The organism is Candidatus Pelagibacter communis, assembly GCF_012932795.1.
GTDB classification, from domain to species: domain Bacteria; phylum Pseudomonadota; class Alphaproteobacteria; order Pelagibacterales; family Pelagibacteraceae; genus Pelagibacter; species Pelagibacter ubique_S.
This window is the reverse complement of the sequence record NZ_LANA01000002.1, coordinates 277,274-294,622: the sequence shown is the minus strand read 5'-3', so window position 1 is coordinate 294,622 and position 17,349 is coordinate 277,274. Positions and strand designations below refer to the sequence as shown.

Annotated in this window: 22 protein-coding genes; 2 read left to right on the top strand and 20 right to left on the bottom strand. The window is 27.6% G+C overall.

The annotated features are described in order from the left end of the window. Positions 1-8: 8 nt before the first annotated feature. The gene (gene rpmF, locus VP91_RS05625; RefSeq protein WP_169036476.1) at positions 9-191 is read right to left on the bottom strand and encodes a 50S ribosomal protein L32; all 183 of its coding nucleotides are present in this window, start codon (positions 189-191) and stop codon (positions 9-11) included. A 4-nt stretch (positions 192-195) separates the two neighbouring features. Then, the gene (locus VP91_RS05620) at positions 196-663 is read right to left on the bottom strand and encodes a ubiquinol-cytochrome C chaperone family protein (protein WP_169036475.1); all 468 of its coding nucleotides are present in this window, start codon (positions 661-663) and stop codon (positions 196-198) included. Between VP91_RS05620 and VP91_RS05615 the strand changes: the two genes are divergently transcribed. Then, positions 662-1,147: an outer membrane protein assembly factor BamE gene (locus tag VP91_RS05615; RefSeq protein ID WP_169036474.1), complete on the top strand. Its 486-nt coding sequence runs from the start codon at positions 662-664 to the stop codon at positions 1,145-1,147. The genes VP91_RS05620 and VP91_RS05615 overlap by 2 nt on opposite strands. Before the next feature lie 5 nt (positions 1,148-1,152). Here the strand turns inward: VP91_RS05615 and VP91_RS05610 are convergent, their stop codons facing one another. From VP91_RS05610 to VP91_RS05560, 11 genes are all read right to left on the bottom strand, one after another. Next, positions 1,153-3,258, bottom strand: coding sequence for a sodium-translocating pyrophosphatase (locus tag VP91_RS05610; RefSeq protein WP_169036473.1), 2,106 nt, complete (start codon positions 3,256-3,258; stop codon positions 1,153-1,155). 89 nt (positions 3,259-3,347) lie between these two features. Continuing rightward, the gene (gene thiL, locus VP91_RS05605; RefSeq protein ID WP_169036472.1) at positions 3,348-4,307 is read right to left on the bottom strand and encodes a thiamine-phosphate kinase; all 960 of its coding nucleotides are present in this window, start codon (positions 4,305-4,307) and stop codon (positions 3,348-3,350) included. Further along, complete coding sequence (locus tag VP91_RS05600; protein ID WP_169036471.1) at positions 4,300-4,704, bottom strand: transcription antitermination factor NusB; 405 nt, start codon at positions 4,702-4,704, stop codon at positions 4,300-4,302. The genes thiL and VP91_RS05600 overlap by 8 nt, the downstream gene beginning before the upstream one ends. Next, complete coding sequence (gene ribH, locus VP91_RS05595) at positions 4,701-5,180, bottom strand: 6,7-dimethyl-8-ribityllumazine synthase (protein WP_169036470.1); 480 nt, start codon at positions 5,178-5,180, stop codon at positions 4,701-4,703. The genes VP91_RS05600 and ribH overlap by 4 nt, the downstream gene beginning before the upstream one ends. After that, on the bottom strand, positions 5,180-6,280 hold the full coding sequence (gene ribB, locus VP91_RS05590; RefSeq protein WP_169036469.1) for a 3,4-dihydroxy-2-butanone-4-phosphate synthase: 1,101 nt from the start codon (positions 6,278-6,280) through the stop codon (positions 5,180-5,182). The genes ribH and ribB overlap by 1 nt, the downstream gene beginning before the upstream one ends. Further along, on the bottom strand, positions 6,267-6,860 hold the full coding sequence (locus VP91_RS05585; RefSeq protein ID WP_169036468.1) for a riboflavin synthase: 594 nt from the start codon (positions 6,858-6,860) through the stop codon (positions 6,267-6,269). Before VP91_RS05585 ends, ribB begins: the two co-directional genes overlap by 14 nt. Continuing rightward, positions 6,853-7,968 (bottom strand): bifunctional diaminohydroxyphosphoribosylaminopyrimidine deaminase/5-amino-6-(5-phosphoribosylamino)uracil reductase RibD, encoded by a 1,116-nt coding sequence (gene ribD / locus VP91_RS05580; protein WP_169036467.1) that lies wholly within the window; start codon positions 7,966-7,968, stop codon positions 6,853-6,855. Before ribD ends, VP91_RS05585 begins: the two co-directional genes overlap by 8 nt. Next, a complete protein-coding gene (gene nrdR, locus VP91_RS05575) occupies positions 7,949-8,407 on the bottom strand; it encodes a transcriptional regulator NrdR (RefSeq protein WP_169036466.1) in 459 nt (152 codons plus the stop codon). Before nrdR ends, ribD begins: the two co-directional genes overlap by 20 nt. Then, positions 8,407-9,717 carry a serine hydroxymethyltransferase gene (gene glyA, locus VP91_RS05570; protein ID WP_169036465.1) on the bottom strand — a complete coding sequence of 437 codons (1,311 nt, stop codon included), beginning with the start codon at positions 9,715-9,717 and terminating at the stop codon, positions 8,407-8,409. The genes nrdR and glyA overlap by 1 nt, the downstream gene beginning before the upstream one ends. A 2-nt stretch (positions 9,718-9,719) precedes the next feature. Beyond that, complete coding sequence (gene rpiB / locus VP91_RS05565) at positions 9,720-10,145, bottom strand: ribose 5-phosphate isomerase B (protein ID WP_169036464.1); 426 nt, start codon at positions 10,143-10,145, stop codon at positions 9,720-9,722. Position 10,146: 1 nt separating this feature from the next. After that, positions 10,147-10,788, bottom strand: coding sequence for an aspartyl/asparaginyl beta-hydroxylase domain-containing protein (locus VP91_RS05560; RefSeq protein WP_169036463.1), 642 nt, complete (start codon positions 10,786-10,788; stop codon positions 10,147-10,149). Positions 10,789-10,861: 73 nt separating this feature from the next. Between VP91_RS05560 and hemB the strand changes: the two genes are divergently transcribed. Continuing rightward, complete coding sequence (hemB, locus tag VP91_RS05555) at positions 10,862-11,851, top strand: porphobilinogen synthase (protein WP_169036462.1); 990 nt, start codon at positions 10,862-10,864, stop codon at positions 11,849-11,851. Position 11,852: 1 nt separating this feature from the next. Here hemB and recO read toward each other — a convergent pair whose 3' ends face one another. The 7 genes from recO to VP91_RS05520 are packed head-to-tail and all read right to left on the bottom strand — an operon-like array spanning position 11,853 to position 17,332. Beyond that, the gene (gene recO / locus VP91_RS05550; protein WP_169036461.1) at positions 11,853-12,533 is read right to left on the bottom strand and encodes a DNA repair protein RecO; all 681 of its coding nucleotides are present in this window, start codon (positions 12,531-12,533) and stop codon (positions 11,853-11,855) included. Continuing rightward, positions 12,530-13,198 (bottom strand): ribonuclease III, encoded by a 669-nt coding sequence (gene rnc / locus VP91_RS05545; protein ID WP_169036460.1) that lies wholly within the window; start codon positions 13,196-13,198, stop codon positions 12,530-12,532. The genes recO and rnc overlap by 4 nt, the downstream gene beginning before the upstream one ends. Next, positions 13,198-13,929: a signal peptidase I gene (gene lepB / locus VP91_RS05540; protein ID WP_169036459.1), complete on the bottom strand. Its 732-nt coding sequence runs from the start codon at positions 13,927-13,929 to the stop codon at positions 13,198-13,200. Before lepB ends, rnc begins: the two co-directional genes overlap by 1 nt. Further along, positions 13,926-14,312, bottom strand: coding sequence for a holo-ACP synthase (gene acpS, locus VP91_RS05535; RefSeq protein ID WP_169036458.1), 387 nt, complete (start codon positions 14,310-14,312; stop codon positions 13,926-13,928). The genes lepB and acpS overlap by 4 nt, the downstream gene beginning before the upstream one ends. A 2-nt stretch (positions 14,313-14,314) precedes the next feature. After that, entirely contained in the window at positions 14,315-15,034 is a 720-nt protein-coding gene (locus VP91_RS05530; RefSeq protein WP_169036457.1) for a pyridoxine 5'-phosphate synthase, read from the bottom strand. Then, the gene (gene pyrE / locus VP91_RS05525) at positions 15,031-15,618 is read right to left on the bottom strand and encodes an orotate phosphoribosyltransferase (RefSeq protein WP_169036456.1); all 588 of its coding nucleotides are present in this window, start codon (positions 15,616-15,618) and stop codon (positions 15,031-15,033) included. The genes VP91_RS05530 and pyrE overlap by 4 nt, the downstream gene beginning before the upstream one ends. Then, positions 15,575-17,332 (bottom strand): bifunctional (p)ppGpp synthetase/guanosine-3',5'-bis(diphosphate) 3'-pyrophosphohydrolase, encoded by a 1,758-nt coding sequence (locus VP91_RS05520; RefSeq protein ID WP_169036455.1) that lies wholly within the window; start codon positions 17,330-17,332, stop codon positions 15,575-15,577. The genes pyrE and VP91_RS05520 overlap by 44 nt, the downstream gene beginning before the upstream one ends. Positions 17,333-17,349: the final 17 nt, after the last annotated feature.

Here is a 17,349-nt window from a genome sequence, read left to right as displayed (position 1 = left end):
TCGGGTATTTATTCCTTGGGATCTAAAACTTGTCTACCTCTGTACATTCCAGTTTTAAGATCTAAATGATGAGATAATCTGTACTCACCAGATTTTTTATCTTCAACAATATTTTTTGATGAGAATTTCATTGTCTGAGCTCTTCTCATTCCAGTTCTTGACGGTGATTGTTTACGTTTAGGTACAGCCATAAATTTATGTGTTAACTACACCTTTTATATAGGAATTCAAAGTGTTATTTAATAATTTTATTTGGTATTTATTAAAATAATTCACTAAAAAATCAATATCTGAGCTTTTATCGACAAATAATACCATTATACTCTTTTTTGAATCTTTTGAAATTTCATCCCAATAATGGATTCTATCAATCATTGCATAAAAAAGATTTAAGTAATCTTTCATCTTCTTATTGATTGACTGATCACCATATCCAATCTCTCTAATGCTCAATTCAAGCTGTCTAAATACATAATCATAAATATCTTGTAAAATTGCCTTATTGTTATCATTTTTAAAAACTTTAAAAAAAAAAGCAAGATGTATTAACAATAAAACTAGTCTATCTGAAAACTCATCTTGTTTATTAAAATTTTTATAGAGGTCTTTATTTCTAGTTAAACTAACTAAACTATTGTAAATATTTATATATTTATAATTCATGACTAAATTTTATTTATATATATTTTTTATGATTTTTATTTCTAATTGTACATTAAAAAATGTAGAAAAACATCATGGTTTTAATCAACTAAATAAAAAAAATGAAAAAATCATTATAAATTTATTTAATAAAAATGACATTCTCAATTTATTAGGGCCACCATCTACAATAGGAAGCTTTAATCAAGATGTATGGATATACATTGAATATAAAGAAAAAAAACAATCTATATTTAAGTTAGGCAAAACGGCAGTAGACATTAATAATATATTAATATTAGAGATTGATAATATGGGTCTTCTGGCTAAAAAAACTTTTTTAGATAAAAGTGATATGAATGAATTAAAATTTTCAGAGGCAAAAACGTCTGTTGACTATAAAAAAGATAAATTCATTTACAACTTTTTATCAAGTATAAGACAAAAAGTTAATGATCCTCTGGGTAAAAGAAAACCAGGAGACCGTCGAAAAAAAAACAACTAAAAGCTTTAACCTGCAATAATAGCTAACAATAATAAAGCAACAATATTTGTAATCTTTATCATAGGGTTTATTGCTGGTCCCGCTGTATCTTTATATGGGTCTCCAACTGTATCACCAGTCACGGCAGCTTTATGAGCTTCAGAACCTTTTCCACCATGATTACCATCTTCTATAAATTTTTTAGCATTATCCCAAGCACCACCACCTGCAGTCATTGAAATCGCAACAAACAACCCAGTAATGATAACACCAAGCAACATGGCACCAACAGCCGCTAAGGCTGCAACTTGACCACCAATTGCAAAAATAACAAAGTATAAAACAATTGGAGATAAGACCGGAAGCAATGATGGGATTATCATTTCTCTTATTGCTGCCACTGTTAATAAATCAACAAGTTTGGCGTAATCAGGTTTTTGCTTACGTTTCATAATCCCTGGGTATTTTTTAAATTGTCTTCTTACTTCAACAACTACAGCTCCACCTGCTCTTCCAACAGCCTGCATTCCCATTGATCCAAAAAGATATGGTAGCATTCCACCAATTAATAAACCAACGACTACATAAGGATTTGACAAATCAAAAGTAACAACTATTCCTTCTAATTTAGATCCCGCTACACCTGAAAAATGTTTAATATCCTCAACGTAAGCTGCAAATAAAACTAAAGCACCTAATCCTGCAGATCCAATAGCATAACCTTTAGTAACAGCCTTTGTTGTGTTCCCTACTGCATCTAAAGCATCAGTAGTTTTTCTGACACTATTTGGTAATTTAGACATTTCAGCAATACCACCGGCATTATCTGTTACAGGACCATAAGCATCAAGAGCTACAACCATTCCTGCTAATGCCAACATAGTTGTAACAGCTATTGCTATTCCATAAAGACCTGCAATAGAATTAGTAAATAAAATACCTGCTACAATAATTAAAGCAGGTATAGCTGTAGCCTCCATAGAAACAGCTAATCCTTGAATAACATTCGTTCCATGTCCTGTTGTTGATGACTTAGCAATACTTCTTACTGGTCTATATTCTGTGCCAGTGTAGTACTCAGTGATCCAAATCAATAAGCCTGTAATAACTAAGCCAATAATTCCACATGTGTATAAATTCATACCATTAAAAGTTTTACCATTAACAGTATATTCACTTGAAAACCCAATTACAAAATCAGTGACTGGATATAAGATTAATAATGAAGAAACAGCAGATACAACAAAACCTTTATATAAAGCATTCATGACATTTTTACTTTTTCCTAATTTAACAAAGAATGTTCCTAAAATTGATGTTAAAATACATGCTCCACCGATAGTTAATGGATAAATCATCATATTAGTATCACCGACAAAAAATATTGATGATAAAACCATAGTAGCAACAATAGTTACTGCGTAAGTTTCAAATAAATCAGCAGCCATACCAGCACAATCACCAACGTTATCTCCAACATTATCAGCAATAACAGCTGGATTTCTAGGATCATCTTCTGGAATTCCTGCTTCAACTTTACCAACTAAGTCTGCACCTACATCAGCTCCTTTAGTAAAAATTCCACCACCTAATCTAGCAAAAATAGAAATAAGAGAAGCACCAAAACCAAGAGCTACTAGTGCATTAACTATTTCTCTTTCAGCAATTCCAAATTTTAACAATAAATAATAATAGACAGCAATAGATAACAAAGCTAAGCCTGCAACTAGCATTCCTGTTACAGCACCAGACTTAAATGCTACAGAAAGTCCACTTGCCAAACCTTTTCTTGATGCTTCAGCAGTTCTAACATTAGCCTCCACTGAAACTAACATACCTACATAACCTGCAATACCTGATAACGTAGCACCAATTAAATAACCAACAGCGACCAAAGGACTAAATACAAAACCGATAATAATCAAAACAACAACACCAACTACAGCTATTGTTTTATACTGTCTTGCCAAATAAGCTTTTGCGCCAATTTGAATAGCAGAAGCAATTTCTTGCATTTTTGAATTCCCAGCACTCAAATTAAGAATATTTTTACCAGTAAAAAAACCGTAAACTATTGAAAGAAATCCCGCCGCTATTGTATAAAGTAAAATTGTTTCTACTGATGTGTTCATAATACCTTTTTGGTTGTTTAGTTGTTAAATTTTATTGTTGTAAAGTCCGGACAATACAAAAAAAGCTATAAAAGGCAATATTTAACTTACTAAAACTGATGTAAATAACCCTTAGTTTTAAGGGCAATTGTCCTGTTTTTATCATCAATAATGGATGATTTTTCAACATAACTTTGAATTGAGCCAATTTTTGTAAGCCTAACTCTACAATTAGAAGCAATTTTTTTTATGATTCTCATCTTATTTTTAGAAGCTGTAAATAAGACCTGATAATCATCACCATTAGAAATGTAATTAATCTTGGATAGTTTTTTAAGATCAAGTATCTTTTTAAGATTGCTTGAAATTGGAATATCTTTTAAAAAAAGTTTATAAGACAATTTTTGACAATTAATCATCTTATCAAGATCGGCTAAGAGTCCATCAGAAACGTCAATTGAGGTATTAGCAAATTTCTTGATTTGATCAGTTAATCTTAATTGGATATTTGGCATAAAATATTGATTAGTAAAATATTTTTTTAATTTTGGCTTAAGCTTAAATTTATTTTTTAAAACTAATAGGCCTAAATAACTATCACCTAAATTTCCAGAAACATATATATCATCATTAATTTTAGCTTTGTTCCTATATATAATATTATTAGCAAAACCTATTGAGGTAATTGTAAAACTTAGCTTGTTTGAAAAAACTGTATCTCCACCACTTAAAAATATTTTATATTTATTTTGTTCTTGATTAAGTGATTTGCTAATTTTTGATAAATTCAATTTAGAAAAACTTTTTTTATTACCTGATCCTGAAATAAAGTAATATTTTGGTTTAATACCTTTGCAAACGAGGTCTGAAATTGATGATCTAATTATTTTTTTGATAACTAGCTCAGGTTTTTTAAAGTTTATGAAATGATTACCTTCCACATATGTATCAACTGATACAGCTAAACTTTTTTTTTTATCAAAAAAAACATCATCATTTAAATTTAGTGCACTTGGTGATTTTTTAGAAAGTTTTTGAAAATAATTTTTTATTAATTCAAATTCATGCATTAGTAGTTCTTATTTTTTTAGCTATCTTATCTAATATAGCATTTAAATATTTCGTTTGACCATCTTCTAAAAAGAAGTTTGATGCATCAAGATATTCTTTAATAATTATTTTGCTAGAAACTTTTGGTTTATATAAAAATTCGAATATAGCAGATTTTACAATGATTTGAAAAACTTGATCTAAATTAGTCAATTGTAAGTCTTCACTTAAGTATTTATTAACTTCTTCTTTAATAATTTCGTCTCTCTCGATAGTACCTAAAACTACATCTTTAATGAACTTTTTAAATCTATGTTTGGGAAAAGTTAAATCTGTATCATCATTAAAAAAATTACCGTATAATTTTTGGATAATTATAACTCTTGGACTTTGATTGGAATTGTATGGAGTTCTCATGAAAAGTTTTTTAGAACAGATAATACAGCTTTAGCAGCTTCCTCACCTTTTCCTGTTTTGACACGACTTTCTATTATGTAATTACCACATCGATTTTCTGCTTGTTTTCTGTTTAAAGCAGTAATAATTCCATTGCCAATTGGTTTTTTACTTTCAATTGATATCTTCATAATTCCATCAGTCGTAGCTTGTGAAATAAAATCAAAATGAGGTGTTTCACCTTTTATAACACAACCAAGAGCTATAAACGCATCATATTTTTTTATATTTTTTGAAATAATAACAGGAATTTCAAAAACTCCAGGAACTTTTATAATTTCATATTTTGACAGGATTGGAACAAAATTATCATCTTTTTCATTATTTATATGTGATGTAATTAAAGTGCCCGTTGCTCCTACTTCTAGATTATTTGATATTTCGTAATAATAATCTGAAATAACAATTAATATTTTTGCTTTTAATTTCTTTTTCATTAAATGATTTCCTGCTTAGTAATCTTTATATCATAACCCTCTAAACCAATAACTTTTTTAAGAGATTTAGTGATTAATATCATATTTTTGATCTTTAAATCTTTAATTATTTGAGCCCCAATACCATAATTTCTTATAAGCTTATCATTTCCTTTTTTATAAAAATCTTTATTTTTATAATCCTTCAGTGTTTGTGTAACTGATTTTAAGTTTGTATCTTTTATAAAAACTAAAACACAATTATTAAATTTCTTAAAATAATTTAAAGTTTTGTCAAATGAATTTGGTAATTGTTGATTGATTAAATAATTTTGAACTACGTTAGATGAGATTACTCTAACTCTTGGAACTATCCCTTTTTTAATATTCCCTTTAATTAAAGCAAAATGTTCAGATCCATCTAAAAGATTTTCATAAATTCTAATTTTATATTTTTGATTTTTAACTTCAATATCTGATTGTTTTTTAAGTTTAATTAGTTTTTCTTTTTTTAAACGGTAAGCAATAAGATCTTCAATCTTACCAATTTTTAGATTATGTTTTTTTGCAAAGTTAAATAAATCGTGACCTTTTGCCATTGTGCCATCTTCATTCATGATTTCACAAATAACTGCAGAATTGTTTTTTTTTGCAAGTTTTGAAATGTCCACAGAAGCTTCTGTATGACCGGCCCTAACTAAAACACCTCCATCTTTAGCAATGATTGGAAAAATATGCCCTGGAGATACAATATCTTTTTTATTTGCATTTTTTTTTGATGCAATTTTTATTGTTTTAGCTCTATCTTTTGCAGAAATCCCAGTTGTTATTCCTTTTTTTGCTTCTATAGAAATTGTAAATGCAGTTTTATTTCTAGACTGATTTATTGATGACATTAAAGATAAATTTAACTTTTTTGCCTGAATACTATCTAGGGCTAAACAAATTAATCCACGACCAAATTTAGCCATAAAATTTATATTCTTAGCATTTGAATCAGTTGTTGAGATTATAAGATCACCTTCATTTTCTCTTTTTTCATCATCCACTAAGATAAACATACCACCCTTCTTTGCAGTATTAATTATACTTTCAATTGATGCGTAATTATTTTTTTTCATTAAAATAATTTCTAACGTATTTAGATAAGATATCTATCTCTATATTTACTAGTTTTTTCATTTTTAAAGTGGATAAGTTTGTAAGTCTGAAAGTGTGTGGAATAACCCAAACCTGAAATCCTTTTTTGGTTATTTTTGAGATTGTTAGAGAAATTCCATTAATACAAATTGAAGCTTTTTCGATTAAATTTTTTCTTTCCTTTTTAACTATTTCAAAATCAAATAAATAAGACTTATCAATTTTTTTGATAAAACCAATTTTTCCAACAGTGTCAACGTGACCTTGACAAATATGACCAGATATTTTTTGACCATATTTTAAGGGTAATTCAATATTAATTTTATCATTTATCTTTAAAAATTTAAATTTTGATCTCTGAATAGTCTCGTCTGAAAGATAAAATTCGATTAACTTATTTTTTATAGCTATCAGTGTTAGACAAACACCATCACAAGCAACGGAGACACCAATATCTTTTTTAGTTAATTTTAAATTTGAATTTATAAAAATATTAATACCCTTGTCTCTTTTAGTGATTTTTTTAATAACCCCTTGATTAAATATTATTCCATTAAACATAATATCTTTTATAGAGGGTGATTGAATCTTTTCCTAATAATGTATTAATCTTTTTTTTATTTTTATAGTTTTGTGACAAGTATTTAAAGCAATTAAAATCTTTATAGGCAACTAATTTCGATAAATTTTTTCGGCTTTTAAATAGATAAAATTCATTAAATAATTTATTTTTTAAAAAACTTCCAGATAATTCATCACCACCTTCCACTAGAATATTTCTAATTCCAAATTTGTAGAGTTTTTTAAGAGCTAATTTCAAATCAAAATATTTTTTTTTATTTAGATCAGATTTAATTAATTGAATACCTTTTTTTTTAAATAAAGTAATTTTGTGTTTATTAGCATTATTATAAAAAATTATCGTATTTTTTTTATTGGCTGTATTAAATATATACGAATTAATCTTTGTATTTAAATTATTATCTAAAATTATTCTTTTTGGTGAAAACATTTCTAAACCACTTAATCTACAGTTTAACTTTGGATTATCTTTATTTAAAGTTTTATAAGAAATCATTATAGAATCACTTTTATATCTTAAAAAATGTGTCAATTTATCTGAATGTTTATCTGTAATTTTTTTTATTTTATTACTATAGATTATATTATTTTTTGATAAAGCAATCTTTCCAATTACAAAAGGTAATTTATTTTTTCTGTTAAAAATATAAGTTGAATAAAATTTACCAACATCTTTTTTAAGTAAACCTTTTTTAACATTAATATTCCTAGATTTTAAAATTTTAAAACTTTTTCCTTTAACTTTTTTATCAATATCATTTATTGAATAGATAACTTCTTTAATTTTTTTTTTTATTATTAAATTTGTACAAGGAGGAGTTTTTCCTAAATGATTACATGGTTCAAGTGTTACATACATTTTTGAACCTTCTAAATTCTCATAAGAATTATTAATCGCATTGTGTTCTGCATGTGGTCTACCATTATAATTAGTTTGGCCTATTGAAATTATCTCATCATTTTTGACAATTACACACCCCACAGATGGATTTGTTCCAGTATGTCCATGTCTAGCCATAGCCAAACTTAATGCTAGCTCCATATACTTTTTATCTTTTTTGGTAAATTTATCTTTTTTTGTAGACATCTAATTTGTCCACGAATTGTACAAAATCTTTTTCTTCTCTAAAATTTCTATAGACAGATGCAAATCTAACATAAGCAACAGGGTCAAGTTCTTTTAAACCCTCCATTACCATCGTTCCGATAATGTTTGATGATATTTCGCTCTGACCAAGTTCTTCTAAGGCTCTTGAAGTTTTACTAATAAATTTTTCTGCTGTTTCTGTGTCTATAGGTCTTTTTTTAAGAGCAATATAAATTGACTTTGAAAGTTTATCTCTATCAAAAGATGATTTTCTTCCATTTTTTTTAACTACCATTATTTCTCTAAACTGAACTCTTTCAAATGTAGTAAATCTTGCACCACAAACACAAAGTCTCCTTCTTCTTATTGCTGTTCCATCTTCTGTTGGTCTAGAGTCTACTACGGACGTTTCACCTTTTTTACAGATCGAACAAATCATTATTTTAAATTTTTATAAATAGGGAATGAAGATGTAAGTTCTATAACTTCATTTCTTACTTCTTCCTCTATTTTGCTATTATCATTGGGATTTTCAGATAAACCTTTTACAACTTTAGTTATTAACTCTCCCACTTTTTCAAATTCTTTTAATCCAAAACCTCTAGTTGTTGCTGCTTGAGTTCCTAATCTTATACCTGATGTGATCATTGGTTTTTCTGTATCAAAAGGTATTCCATTTTTATTGCAAGTAATATTAGCATTAGAAAGACTTTCAGCAGTCAAATTGCCCTTAACGTTAAAAGGTCTCAGATCAACTAACATTAAATGAGTATCCGTTCCTCCAGAATAAATCTTAAAACCATTATTTTTAAGTGTCTCTGATAAAATTTTAGCATTAGCTAAAACTGATTTAATATAATCTTTAAAATCTGGTTTTAATGCTTCTAAAAAACCAGCAGCCTTAGCAGCAATTACATGCATCAATGGTCCACCTTGGTAACCAGGAAAAACTGCAGTGTTAAATTTTTTTGCCAGGTCTTCATGATTAGTTAAAATGATTCCACCTCTTGCACTTCTAAAAACCTTATGAGTTGTTGAAGTAACGACATGTGCATAGTCACACGGATTAGGATATCCTTTACCAGCGACTAATCCAGAAAAATGAGCCATGTCTACCATTAGATATGCACCTACTTTATCTGCAATGTCTCTAAATTTCTTAAAGTCAATTACTCTAGAATAAGCACTACCTCCACAAATTATAAGTTTTGGTTTATGCTCTAAGGCTAATTTTTCAACATTATCGTAATCAATTAATTCTGATTCCTTATCAACATCATATCCTATTGGATTAAACCATTTACCTGACATTGAAATTTTTAATCCATGAGTGATGTGTCCACCAGAATTTAAACTCATTCCCATAAATGTATCACCTGGATTTAATAGAGCTAAAAATACAGCTCCATTTGCTTGAGCACCAGAATGAGGTTGTGCATTAGCAAATTTACAATCAAATATCTTTTTTAATCTTTCTATAGCTAAGTTTTCAGCAACATCAACGTGCTCACATCCATTATAGTATCTTTTACCAGGATATCCTTCCGCATACTTGTTTGTTAAGACAGACCCTTGTGCCTCTAAAACAGCTTGTGAAACAATATTTTCAGATGCAATTAATTCAATGTGTTGCTGCTGTCTTCTTAGCTCATCATTTATAGCTTTATGCAGTTCTGGATCTGTTACAGATAAACTATCTTCAAAAAAACTTTTATAATTTTCATTTAAGTAATTTTTTTCACTGGACATAGTTAAATCTTTTTTATTCTTTTTGCGTGTCTTCCACCTTCAAATTTTGTATCTAAAAAAACACTGACACATTTTAAAGCATTAATTTTAGTAAGCAATCTTGATCCTAATGTAATGATATTTGCATCGTTATGCAATCTTGATAATTTTGTAGATTTTAGATTAAAACATTGGGCTGCACGTATATTTTTATGTTTATTTGCGGCAATATTCATACCCATTCCAGAACCACAAACTAGTATTCCAGCATGATTATTGTTGGTCTTCACTTTTTTAGCAACTTTATGAGCATAATCTGGGTAATCAACCCGATCATCACTGAATGGACCTAAATCAAAATATCTAATTTTCTTCTTATCTAAATTAATCTTAATAAATTCTTTCAGCTTATATCCAGCGTGATCTGATGAAATAAATATCTTTTTCAAATTAGTTAAATTTATAATCTAAAACACAAGCTACTAGGTGAACCCTATTTTCTTCACCACCATTAAAAGCGTTGTGATATTTTGTATTATTAGTAACCCATACAGATCCATCTGCTGGCATATGTTTTGCAACATTATCTATGACCATCAAACAACCTGGGTTTGTAATTAATGGAATATGTAACCTTGGTTCTGGGTCTCTATGCCAACTTAATGTTGACCTTGGTTCTTTTAATAAAATTCTAACTCGTCCTAGTTTATATTTAGATGATAGAGTGTCAAAAACTTCTTTAAAATATGTATTTTCATAATCAGGTATAAATTCTGAATAAGCTGACTCGTCAATCGAGATATCTCTTGAAACTTCTTTGCCTGACTTATCTGGCTTAGTCCAATAAACTCCTCTAGCTTTACTTCCTTTTACTGAATCTGGATCACCAGGAATTTGTGTTAAAGAAATAGCACCAAAATGGGCTATTCCACCACCATCTTCAAATTTTTTAGTTTGGACAATCTGATTGTAAGCTTCTTGAAGTTTATTAATATCAAATTTAATACTTTGTTTTTGAAAGTCACTAAAATCTAAAATTTTTTCATCTTTTTTAAGATTTAAATTTACAATATTTTTATTTTCGATATTCATCTAGATTGTTTTTTACTTATTTTAATATATATTTGTATAATACATTTGTCGCATTTTAAAAGTAGATTTAAGCATGATTATAGGAAATTACCCAAATTTAAGACTTAGAAGAAGTAGAAAACATGATTGGTCTAGAAGATTAATTCAAGAAAATACCCTTTCGACAAGCGATTTCATATTACCTATATTTTTGATTGATGGGAAAAATACAAAACAATTAATTAAAACTATGCCTGACGTTTATAGATATACTATAGATAAACTTGGAACTATTTTAGATAGAGCGATTAGGAACAAGATACCTATGGTTGCATTATTTCCTTACACTAACAAAAATAAGAAGAATGAAATTGGAACAGAAGCTTTAAATGAAGATAATCTTGTTTGTAAAGCCATTAAATACATTAAAAAAAATTATAAAAATGAGATTGGTATTATGTGTGATGTTGCTTTAGATCCATATACTACTCATGGACATGATGGTTTGGTAAAATCAGGATATGTTTTAAATGATGAGACCATTGAGGTATTGATAAATCAATCATTGCTTCAGGCTGAAATTGGATGTGATGTTCTTGCACCATCAGATATGATGGATGGAAGAATTGGAAAAATAAGAAAAGCTCTTGATAAAGAAGGTCATGAAATGGTTCAAATACTTTCATATGCCATAAAATATGCATCAAGTTTTTATGGTCCTTTTAGAGATGCCGTTGGTTCAAAAGGATTGTTAAAAGGTGACAAAAAAAACTATCAGATGGATTTTAGAAATAGCCATGAAGCTATAAGAGAAGTAGCTTTAGATATAAAAGAAGGTGCTGACATGGTGATGGTCAAACCTGGAATGCCTTATCTAGATATAATTAAAACAGTTAAAGATAATTTTAAAATTCCAGTATTAGCTTACCAAGTTTCTGGTGAATATAGTCTTTTAAGTAATGGTATAAAAAAAGGACTAATAGATAAAAGTGCTATTTTAGAGAGTTTAATTTCATTCAAAAGAGCTGGCGCTAGTGCAATAATTAGTTATTACGCAGATAGAATTAATAATTTAATTAAATAAATTATTTTAAAAGATTAACAAAATGAGTTCTAGAGCTTGGAATGTTTAGATTGTTTGGTCTTAAAATACTCTTTTCAAGATAGTCAGTAACTAGTTTTAAACCTTTAAGCAGATTTTTTAAATCAACATCTTTATAATTTTTATCTATTAAAAAATTTGGAATATTTTTTTTTTCTGATGAAGATTTTACAAAATAATTAACTTTTTGATCAATAATTTCTTTTTCAACTATATTTTTTAATTCAAGGTCATAGCCAAGTAATTTGAGTAATTCTAACTCCCAAAAAATATATTCTTTAATCCAATTTTCTAAGGGTAGTATTTCAAAAAACTTGTCAATTAAAATAAATATTTCTTCATTAGATTGAGCTTCTGCAGTAAGAAGTTTAATTAAATTCATAGCAGAAGAAATGCAAGATAGTTTTTGGTTTTCATCAAAATAAAGTGGAGTTAATGCTTTTAAAATTTCTACTTTAAAATATCCAATTCTAGTAGGACTTTTAGAATTGTAGTTTACATAGATTTTATTACCAACTTGTAAATAATTTTTAATTTTTTTTGAAGTTCCACCAAAAATTATTCCAGATATTTTTCCATGATTTTTAGTAAAAACTTCAGCAATTATTGAATTTTCACTATAACGATTTTTTGAAATTAGATAGCCATTATCATCCCAAATCATTTTTTAAAAACACTTTCAAGGCATAATGATGCTGCATTTTGTTCTGCATCCTTTTTGGAGGTACCTTCAGCTGTAAAAAATTTAGTATCTTTTAATTTAACAGAAACTTTAAAAAGTGGTTTATGTCGAGGACCAGTATTAGATATTAATTTATAAATAGGTAAAAGTTTAAAGATCTTCAATGAATGTTCTTGAAGTTTAGTTTTAGCATCAATCTGGGTTATTATGCTTGCTGTAATATGTTCACTCCAAATGTTTAGTATAAATTTTTCAGTAAAATTTAAACCTTTATCAAGATAAATTGCACCAATTAATGCCTCTAGACAGTCTGCTACTATTTTATCTTCTATTAAAATATCTTTATTTTTTGGGTTTGAAATTAAAATATATTTCTCTAATTCTATTTTTTTTGCTATTTCTAAACATTTTTTTTTATTTACTAGCGAAGCAAATTTCTTATCTAATACCCCTTCTTTTTCATCGGGATAAAGATCTAATAATTTTTTAGCAATAATTAAGCCTAAAACTCTGTCACCTAAAAATTCAATTTTTTCATTATTGTTTTTTGAGTCAAAACTTTTATGTGTTAAACTTTTAGTAAGAATTTTGTGGTCTGAAAATTTAAACTTTAGTTTTTTTTCAAGATTTGCAGTGCTTATTTTCATTAATTTATTCTTTTAAAAAATCTATCAAATCTAATAGTTTTATGCCATTTCCAAAAAGAAAAAATACTGCCAATCCTAAAATCAGATGAAAAAAAAATAAATTGCGCTTTACCAACAAGGTTTTGTTCGGGTACATAACCCAAATCGGCTAACTTTCTACTATCAGCAGAGCAGTCTCTGTTATCACCTAAAAAAAAATAGTGCTTTTTAGGAATAACAAACAGGTCTGTATCTTCACTGTTATTTTTAGAATAAACTGTTGTATGATTTATACCATTAGGAAGTTTTTCATTAAAAGTATCTACCTCTATCTGACTACCACAATAAATAACATCTGTTTTTGAAATTATTGATTTAGGAACTTGATTGTTATTAATATATAGATCACCATTGATAAATTGAATAGAATCACCAGGTAACCCAATCAATCTCTTAATAAAGTCAGTTCTGTTATCTCTTGTAGTTTTAAATACTACTACATCACCCATTTTTGGTTTATTAGAAAACAATCTACCATTAAAGATAGGTGGACTAAATGGAAATGAATGTTTGCTGTAGCCATAAGAATATTTTGTAACAAATAATCTATCTCCAATTAGTAAATTAGGTTCCATAGATGAAGATGGTATATAGAATGGTTGAATAAAAAGAGATCTAATAATTATTGCTATAATTAAAGCGTAAAAAATTGTTTTTATATTATCAATTATTATATTTCTATCTATTTTCATTTTTTTTGTAAAATTACATAAGCAATAGAATATTTTTTTTCATCTGAAATTGATAGAAAGAAATTAAAGGATGTTGTTTTAAATTGTTTTTTTACAATTTTTTTTATTTTTTCATTAATTATAAATGATGGTTTTCCAGCTTTATTATTGATTATAGATATATCTTTAAAATTAAGATCATTTCTAAAACCAGTTCCAATAGATTTTACAAAAGCTTCTTTTGCTGCAAATCTATTAGAATAGTAGGTTTTTTTATCTTTTATTTTTTTTGCTATTATAATTTCTGAATTTGAAAATATACGTTTAATAAAGAGTTTATTTTTTAATGATTTAACAATTCTAGAATTTTCAATGATATCAACACCTATTCCTAAAATTTTCATGACTATTTATTGGATATTTTTTTAAATCTTTTGATTGTACTTTTTAAACCATGGATTATTGACTCACCTATAATAAAATGACCAATATTAAATTCTTCAATCTCACTAAGTTTAGATAAAATTGCAGTGCTTTTATAATCAAGTCCATGACCAGCATGTACCTCAAGATCAATTTTTTTTGCAAGTTCACAACATTTCTTAATTTTTTTATATTCGTAACTATAATTCTTTTTAGTTTTAACTAAATTTGAAAATTTTCCAGTGTGAAGTTCTACACAATCAACATTTAATTCTTTTGAAATTTTAATATCTTTTAAATTTGGATTAATAAATAAGCTCGTTCTAATTTTTTTTTTATTAAATTCTTGAATAGTTTTTTTAATTAAATTAAAGTTTTTGGATAAATTTAAACCACCTTCGGTGGTAACTTCTTTTCTTTTTTCAGGAACTATACAAATAAAATTTGGTTTATTTTTTAAAGCAATTTTTATTATCGCTGCATTTAATGAAATTTCTAAATTACTAATAACTTTCTTAAGTTTACAAATTTTAACAACATCGGCATCTTTTATATGTCTCCTATCTTCTCTCAAATGAATTGTAATAGAATGAGCCCCACATTTCATAACATAATTAGCAATACTAACTGGGTCAGGATGAAATGAACCTCTGGCATTCCTAACAGTTGCTACATGATCAATGTTAACACCTAATCTTTTCATTTTATAAATCTACTGCCGGGAACAGAAATTGGCGTATTTTTAAGTTCTTCTGGAAGTTTGCTTTTTTTAAATGTTGGAACTTTTATTTTCATATGTGAAATAATTTTTTTTTTTATCTTTAAAGTTTTTTTAGTTGACCGATCTATTATTGTCGCAAAACCAATAAGATTAGCACCAGCATCGGTAATTAGCTTTACGCATTCTAGGCTTGATTTTCCAGTTGTTATAACATCCTCTATAACAACAACTCTAGATCCTTTTTTAATATGAAAACCTCTTCTTAGCTTAAACTTACCCTCTATTCTCTCACAAAATATTGTTTCCTTTTTTAATAATTTTCCAATTTCATAACCAATAATAACACCACCCATCGCTGGAGCTAAAATTAAATCTATAGACTTAAATTTTTTTTTAATTTTGTTAGCTAGTGATAAGCATATATCTTTTGCGAAATGTGGAAAACTTAATAACTTTGCACATTGAATATACCGTGGAGAATGTAAGCCTGATGAGAGTACAAAATGACCCTCTATAAGGGCGTTAGTTTTTTTTAAAATATTTAAAGATTTTTTGTGTGAAAGCATTACGTTCCTTTAACCAGTTATCTTCGTGTCTAATGATTTTAAATTTTATTTCCATTTGTTTTAACTCACTGATAAAATTTGTAAAGTTCTTCAAGTCGCGTATAATTAAATTAAATCTAAAATTAATATATTCTTTCGACTTTTCCTTCATTTCAACGCTTGAAATGTTTAAACTATGATAGCCAAGTAAAGTGGTAACTTCACCAAGTTTACCTGGCTTATCAGGCAAAGAAATCCATAGGGTAGTATTATATCTTTTAACTCTCTGAGCTTTTTCCTCACCTTTTTTATACCAATACTTTCTAATAGCTGACCTTGCTTTTCCTGTTTTTGTTATTGGTATCCAGTGTAGAGAGGGTGATTTATTTTTAGAAGTAATGATATCTACAACATCCCCGTTATAAAGAATACTTTGCAATTCTCCATCATTACCGTTGATTTTACAACCAATAGCACTATTGCCAATTTTTGTGTGTACAGCATAAGCAAAATCTATTGGTGTGGCATCTTTTGGCAATTTAATTACTGAACCTTTTGGAGTAAAACAAAAAACATTTTCCTGAAACATCTGTAGCTTTGTGTATTCATAAGAATGTTCCGGGTTTTCATTCTTGTCAATGATCTCAACTAGATCAGCAAGCCAATCATATTCTTTCCATGTTAAAGAATTAAATTTTTCAGAAGATTTATACTTCCAATGAGATGCAATACCTCTTTCTGCATACTCATGCATTTGGAGAGTCCTAAGTTGTATTTCAATAGGTCTTCTGTTTGGTCCAATAATTGATGTATGAATTGATTGGTATTTATTTATCTTAGGAGATGAAATATAATCTTTAAATTTACCTGGTATACAATTCCATCTATTATGAAAAATACCAAGAGCTTTATAACAATCTTCAACACTTTCGAGTATTATCCTAAAACCAATAATGTCTGAAATTTGTTCAAGAGAAATTCTCTTTTTTTGTACTTTTCTCCAAATCGAAAAAGGAGTTTTTTCACGACCAAAAATTTCAGCATTTATTTTGTGTTCATTTAATAGACCGCTAAATTCTAATGAGATTGAATTGAAACTATTTACTTTATCATCTTTAATTTTATCTAATCTTTTTTTGATAAGCTTTCTAGCTTTACTATTCAATACTTCAAAAGATAAGTCTTCCAATTCGTCTCTAATTCTATGCATGCCCATTCTGTCAGCTAGTGGGGCATAAATTTCCATAGTTTCTTTTGCAATACGTTCTTTTTTTTCAACTTTGTTGATTGCATCAATTGTTCTCATGTTGTGTAGACGATCAGCAATTTTAACAAGTAGTACTCTTATATCTTTTGAAGTTGCTAAAATTAATTTTCTAAAATTTTCAGCTTTTGATGTTGATGTAGCTTGATTTTCAAAAACTGATATTTTTGTTACTCCATCTACTAAATCAGCTACCTCTTGTCCAAACTCATTCTTTATAGTTTCATAAGTAGCATATGTGTCTTCTATAGTATCATGAAGTAATCCTGTTGTTATAGTTGCACTATCTAATTTTAGATCTGTTAGTATGCTTGCTACTGCAATTGGGTGATTAGAGTAAGGATCACCCGAATCTCTCCTTTGATTTTCATGAGCTTTAACAGCAAAGTTATATGCTTTATTTAATTTATCAGGATTTAAAAATCTATTATATGATTTTATCTTATTTATTAATTCTTCAGAATTAAGCATATTTAATTATAGCATTA

What these genes read in the sequence shown, in the direction of transcription:
- rpmF (WP_169036476.1), bottom strand. Translation starts at nt 191, where the DNA reads ATGGCTGTACCTAAACGTAAACAATCACCGTCAAGAACTGGAATGAGA.
- VP91_RS05615 (WP_169036474.1), top strand. Translation starts at nt 662, where the DNA reads ATGACTAAATTTTATTTATATATATTTTTTATGATTTTTATTTCTAAT.
- VP91_RS05620 (WP_169036475.1), bottom strand. Translation starts at nt 663, where the DNA reads ATGAATTATAAATATATAAATATTTACAATAGTTTAGTTAGTTTAACT.
- VP91_RS05610 (WP_169036473.1), bottom strand. Translation starts at nt 3,258, where the DNA reads ATGAACACATCAGTAGAAACAATTTTACTTTATACAATAGCGGCGGGA.
- thiL (WP_169036472.1), bottom strand. Translation starts at nt 4,307, where the DNA reads ATGCATGAATTTGAATTAATAAAAAATTATTTTCAAAAACTTTCTAAA.
- VP91_RS05600 (WP_169036471.1), bottom strand. Translation starts at nt 4,704, where the DNA reads ATGAGAACTCCATACAATTCCAATCAAAGTCCAAGAGTTATAATTATC.
- ribH (WP_169036470.1), bottom strand. Translation starts at nt 5,180, where the DNA reads ATGAAAAAGAAATTAAAAGCAAAAATATTAATTGTTATTTCAGATTAT.
- ribB (WP_169036469.1), bottom strand. Translation starts at nt 6,280, where the DNA reads ATGAAAAAAAATAATTACGCATCAATTGAAAGTATAATTAATACTGCA.
- VP91_RS05585 (WP_169036468.1), bottom strand. Translation starts at nt 6,860, where the DNA reads ATGTTTAATGGAATAATATTTAATCAAGGGGTTATTAAAAAAATCACT.
- ribD (WP_169036467.1), bottom strand. Translation starts at nt 7,968, where the DNA reads ATGTCTACAAAAAAAGATAAATTTACCAAAAAAGATAAAAAGTATATG.
- nrdR (WP_169036466.1), bottom strand. Translation starts at nt 8,407, where the DNA reads ATGATTTGTTCGATCTGTAAAAAAGGTGAAACGTCCGTAGTAGACTCT.
- glyA (WP_169036465.1), bottom strand. Translation starts at nt 9,717, where the DNA reads ATGTCCAGTGAAAAAAATTACTTAAATGAAAATTATAAAAGTTTTTTT.
- VP91_RS05560 (WP_169036463.1), bottom strand. Translation starts at nt 10,788, where the DNA reads ATGAATATCGAAAATAAAAATATTGTAAATTTAAATCTTAAAAAAGAT.
- hemB (WP_169036462.1), top strand. Translation starts at nt 10,862, where the DNA reads ATGATTATAGGAAATTACCCAAATTTAAGACTTAGAAGAAGTAGAAAA.
- recO (WP_169036461.1), bottom strand. Translation starts at nt 12,533, where the DNA reads ATGATTTGGGATGATAATGGCTATCTAATTTCAAAAAATCGTTATAGT.
- rnc (WP_169036460.1), bottom strand. Translation starts at nt 13,198, where the DNA reads ATGAAAATAAGCACTGCAAATCTTGAAAAAAAACTAAAGTTTAAATTT.
- lepB (WP_169036459.1), bottom strand. Translation starts at nt 13,929, where the DNA reads ATGAAAATAGATAGAAATATAATAATTGATAATATAAAAACAATTTTT.
- acpS (WP_169036458.1), bottom strand. Translation starts at nt 14,312, where the DNA reads ATGAAAATTTTAGGAATAGGTGTTGATATCATTGAAAATTCTAGAATT.
- VP91_RS05530 (WP_169036457.1), bottom strand. Translation starts at nt 15,034, where the DNA reads ATGAAAAGATTAGGTGTTAACATTGATCATGTAGCAACTGTTAGGAAT.
- pyrE (WP_169036456.1), bottom strand. Translation starts at nt 15,618, where the DNA reads ATGCTTTCACACAAAAAATCTTTAAATATTTTAAAAAAAACTAACGCC.
- VP91_RS05520 (WP_169036455.1), bottom strand. Translation starts at nt 17,332, where the DNA reads ATGCTTAATTCTGAAGAATTAATAAATAAGATAAAATCATATAATAGA.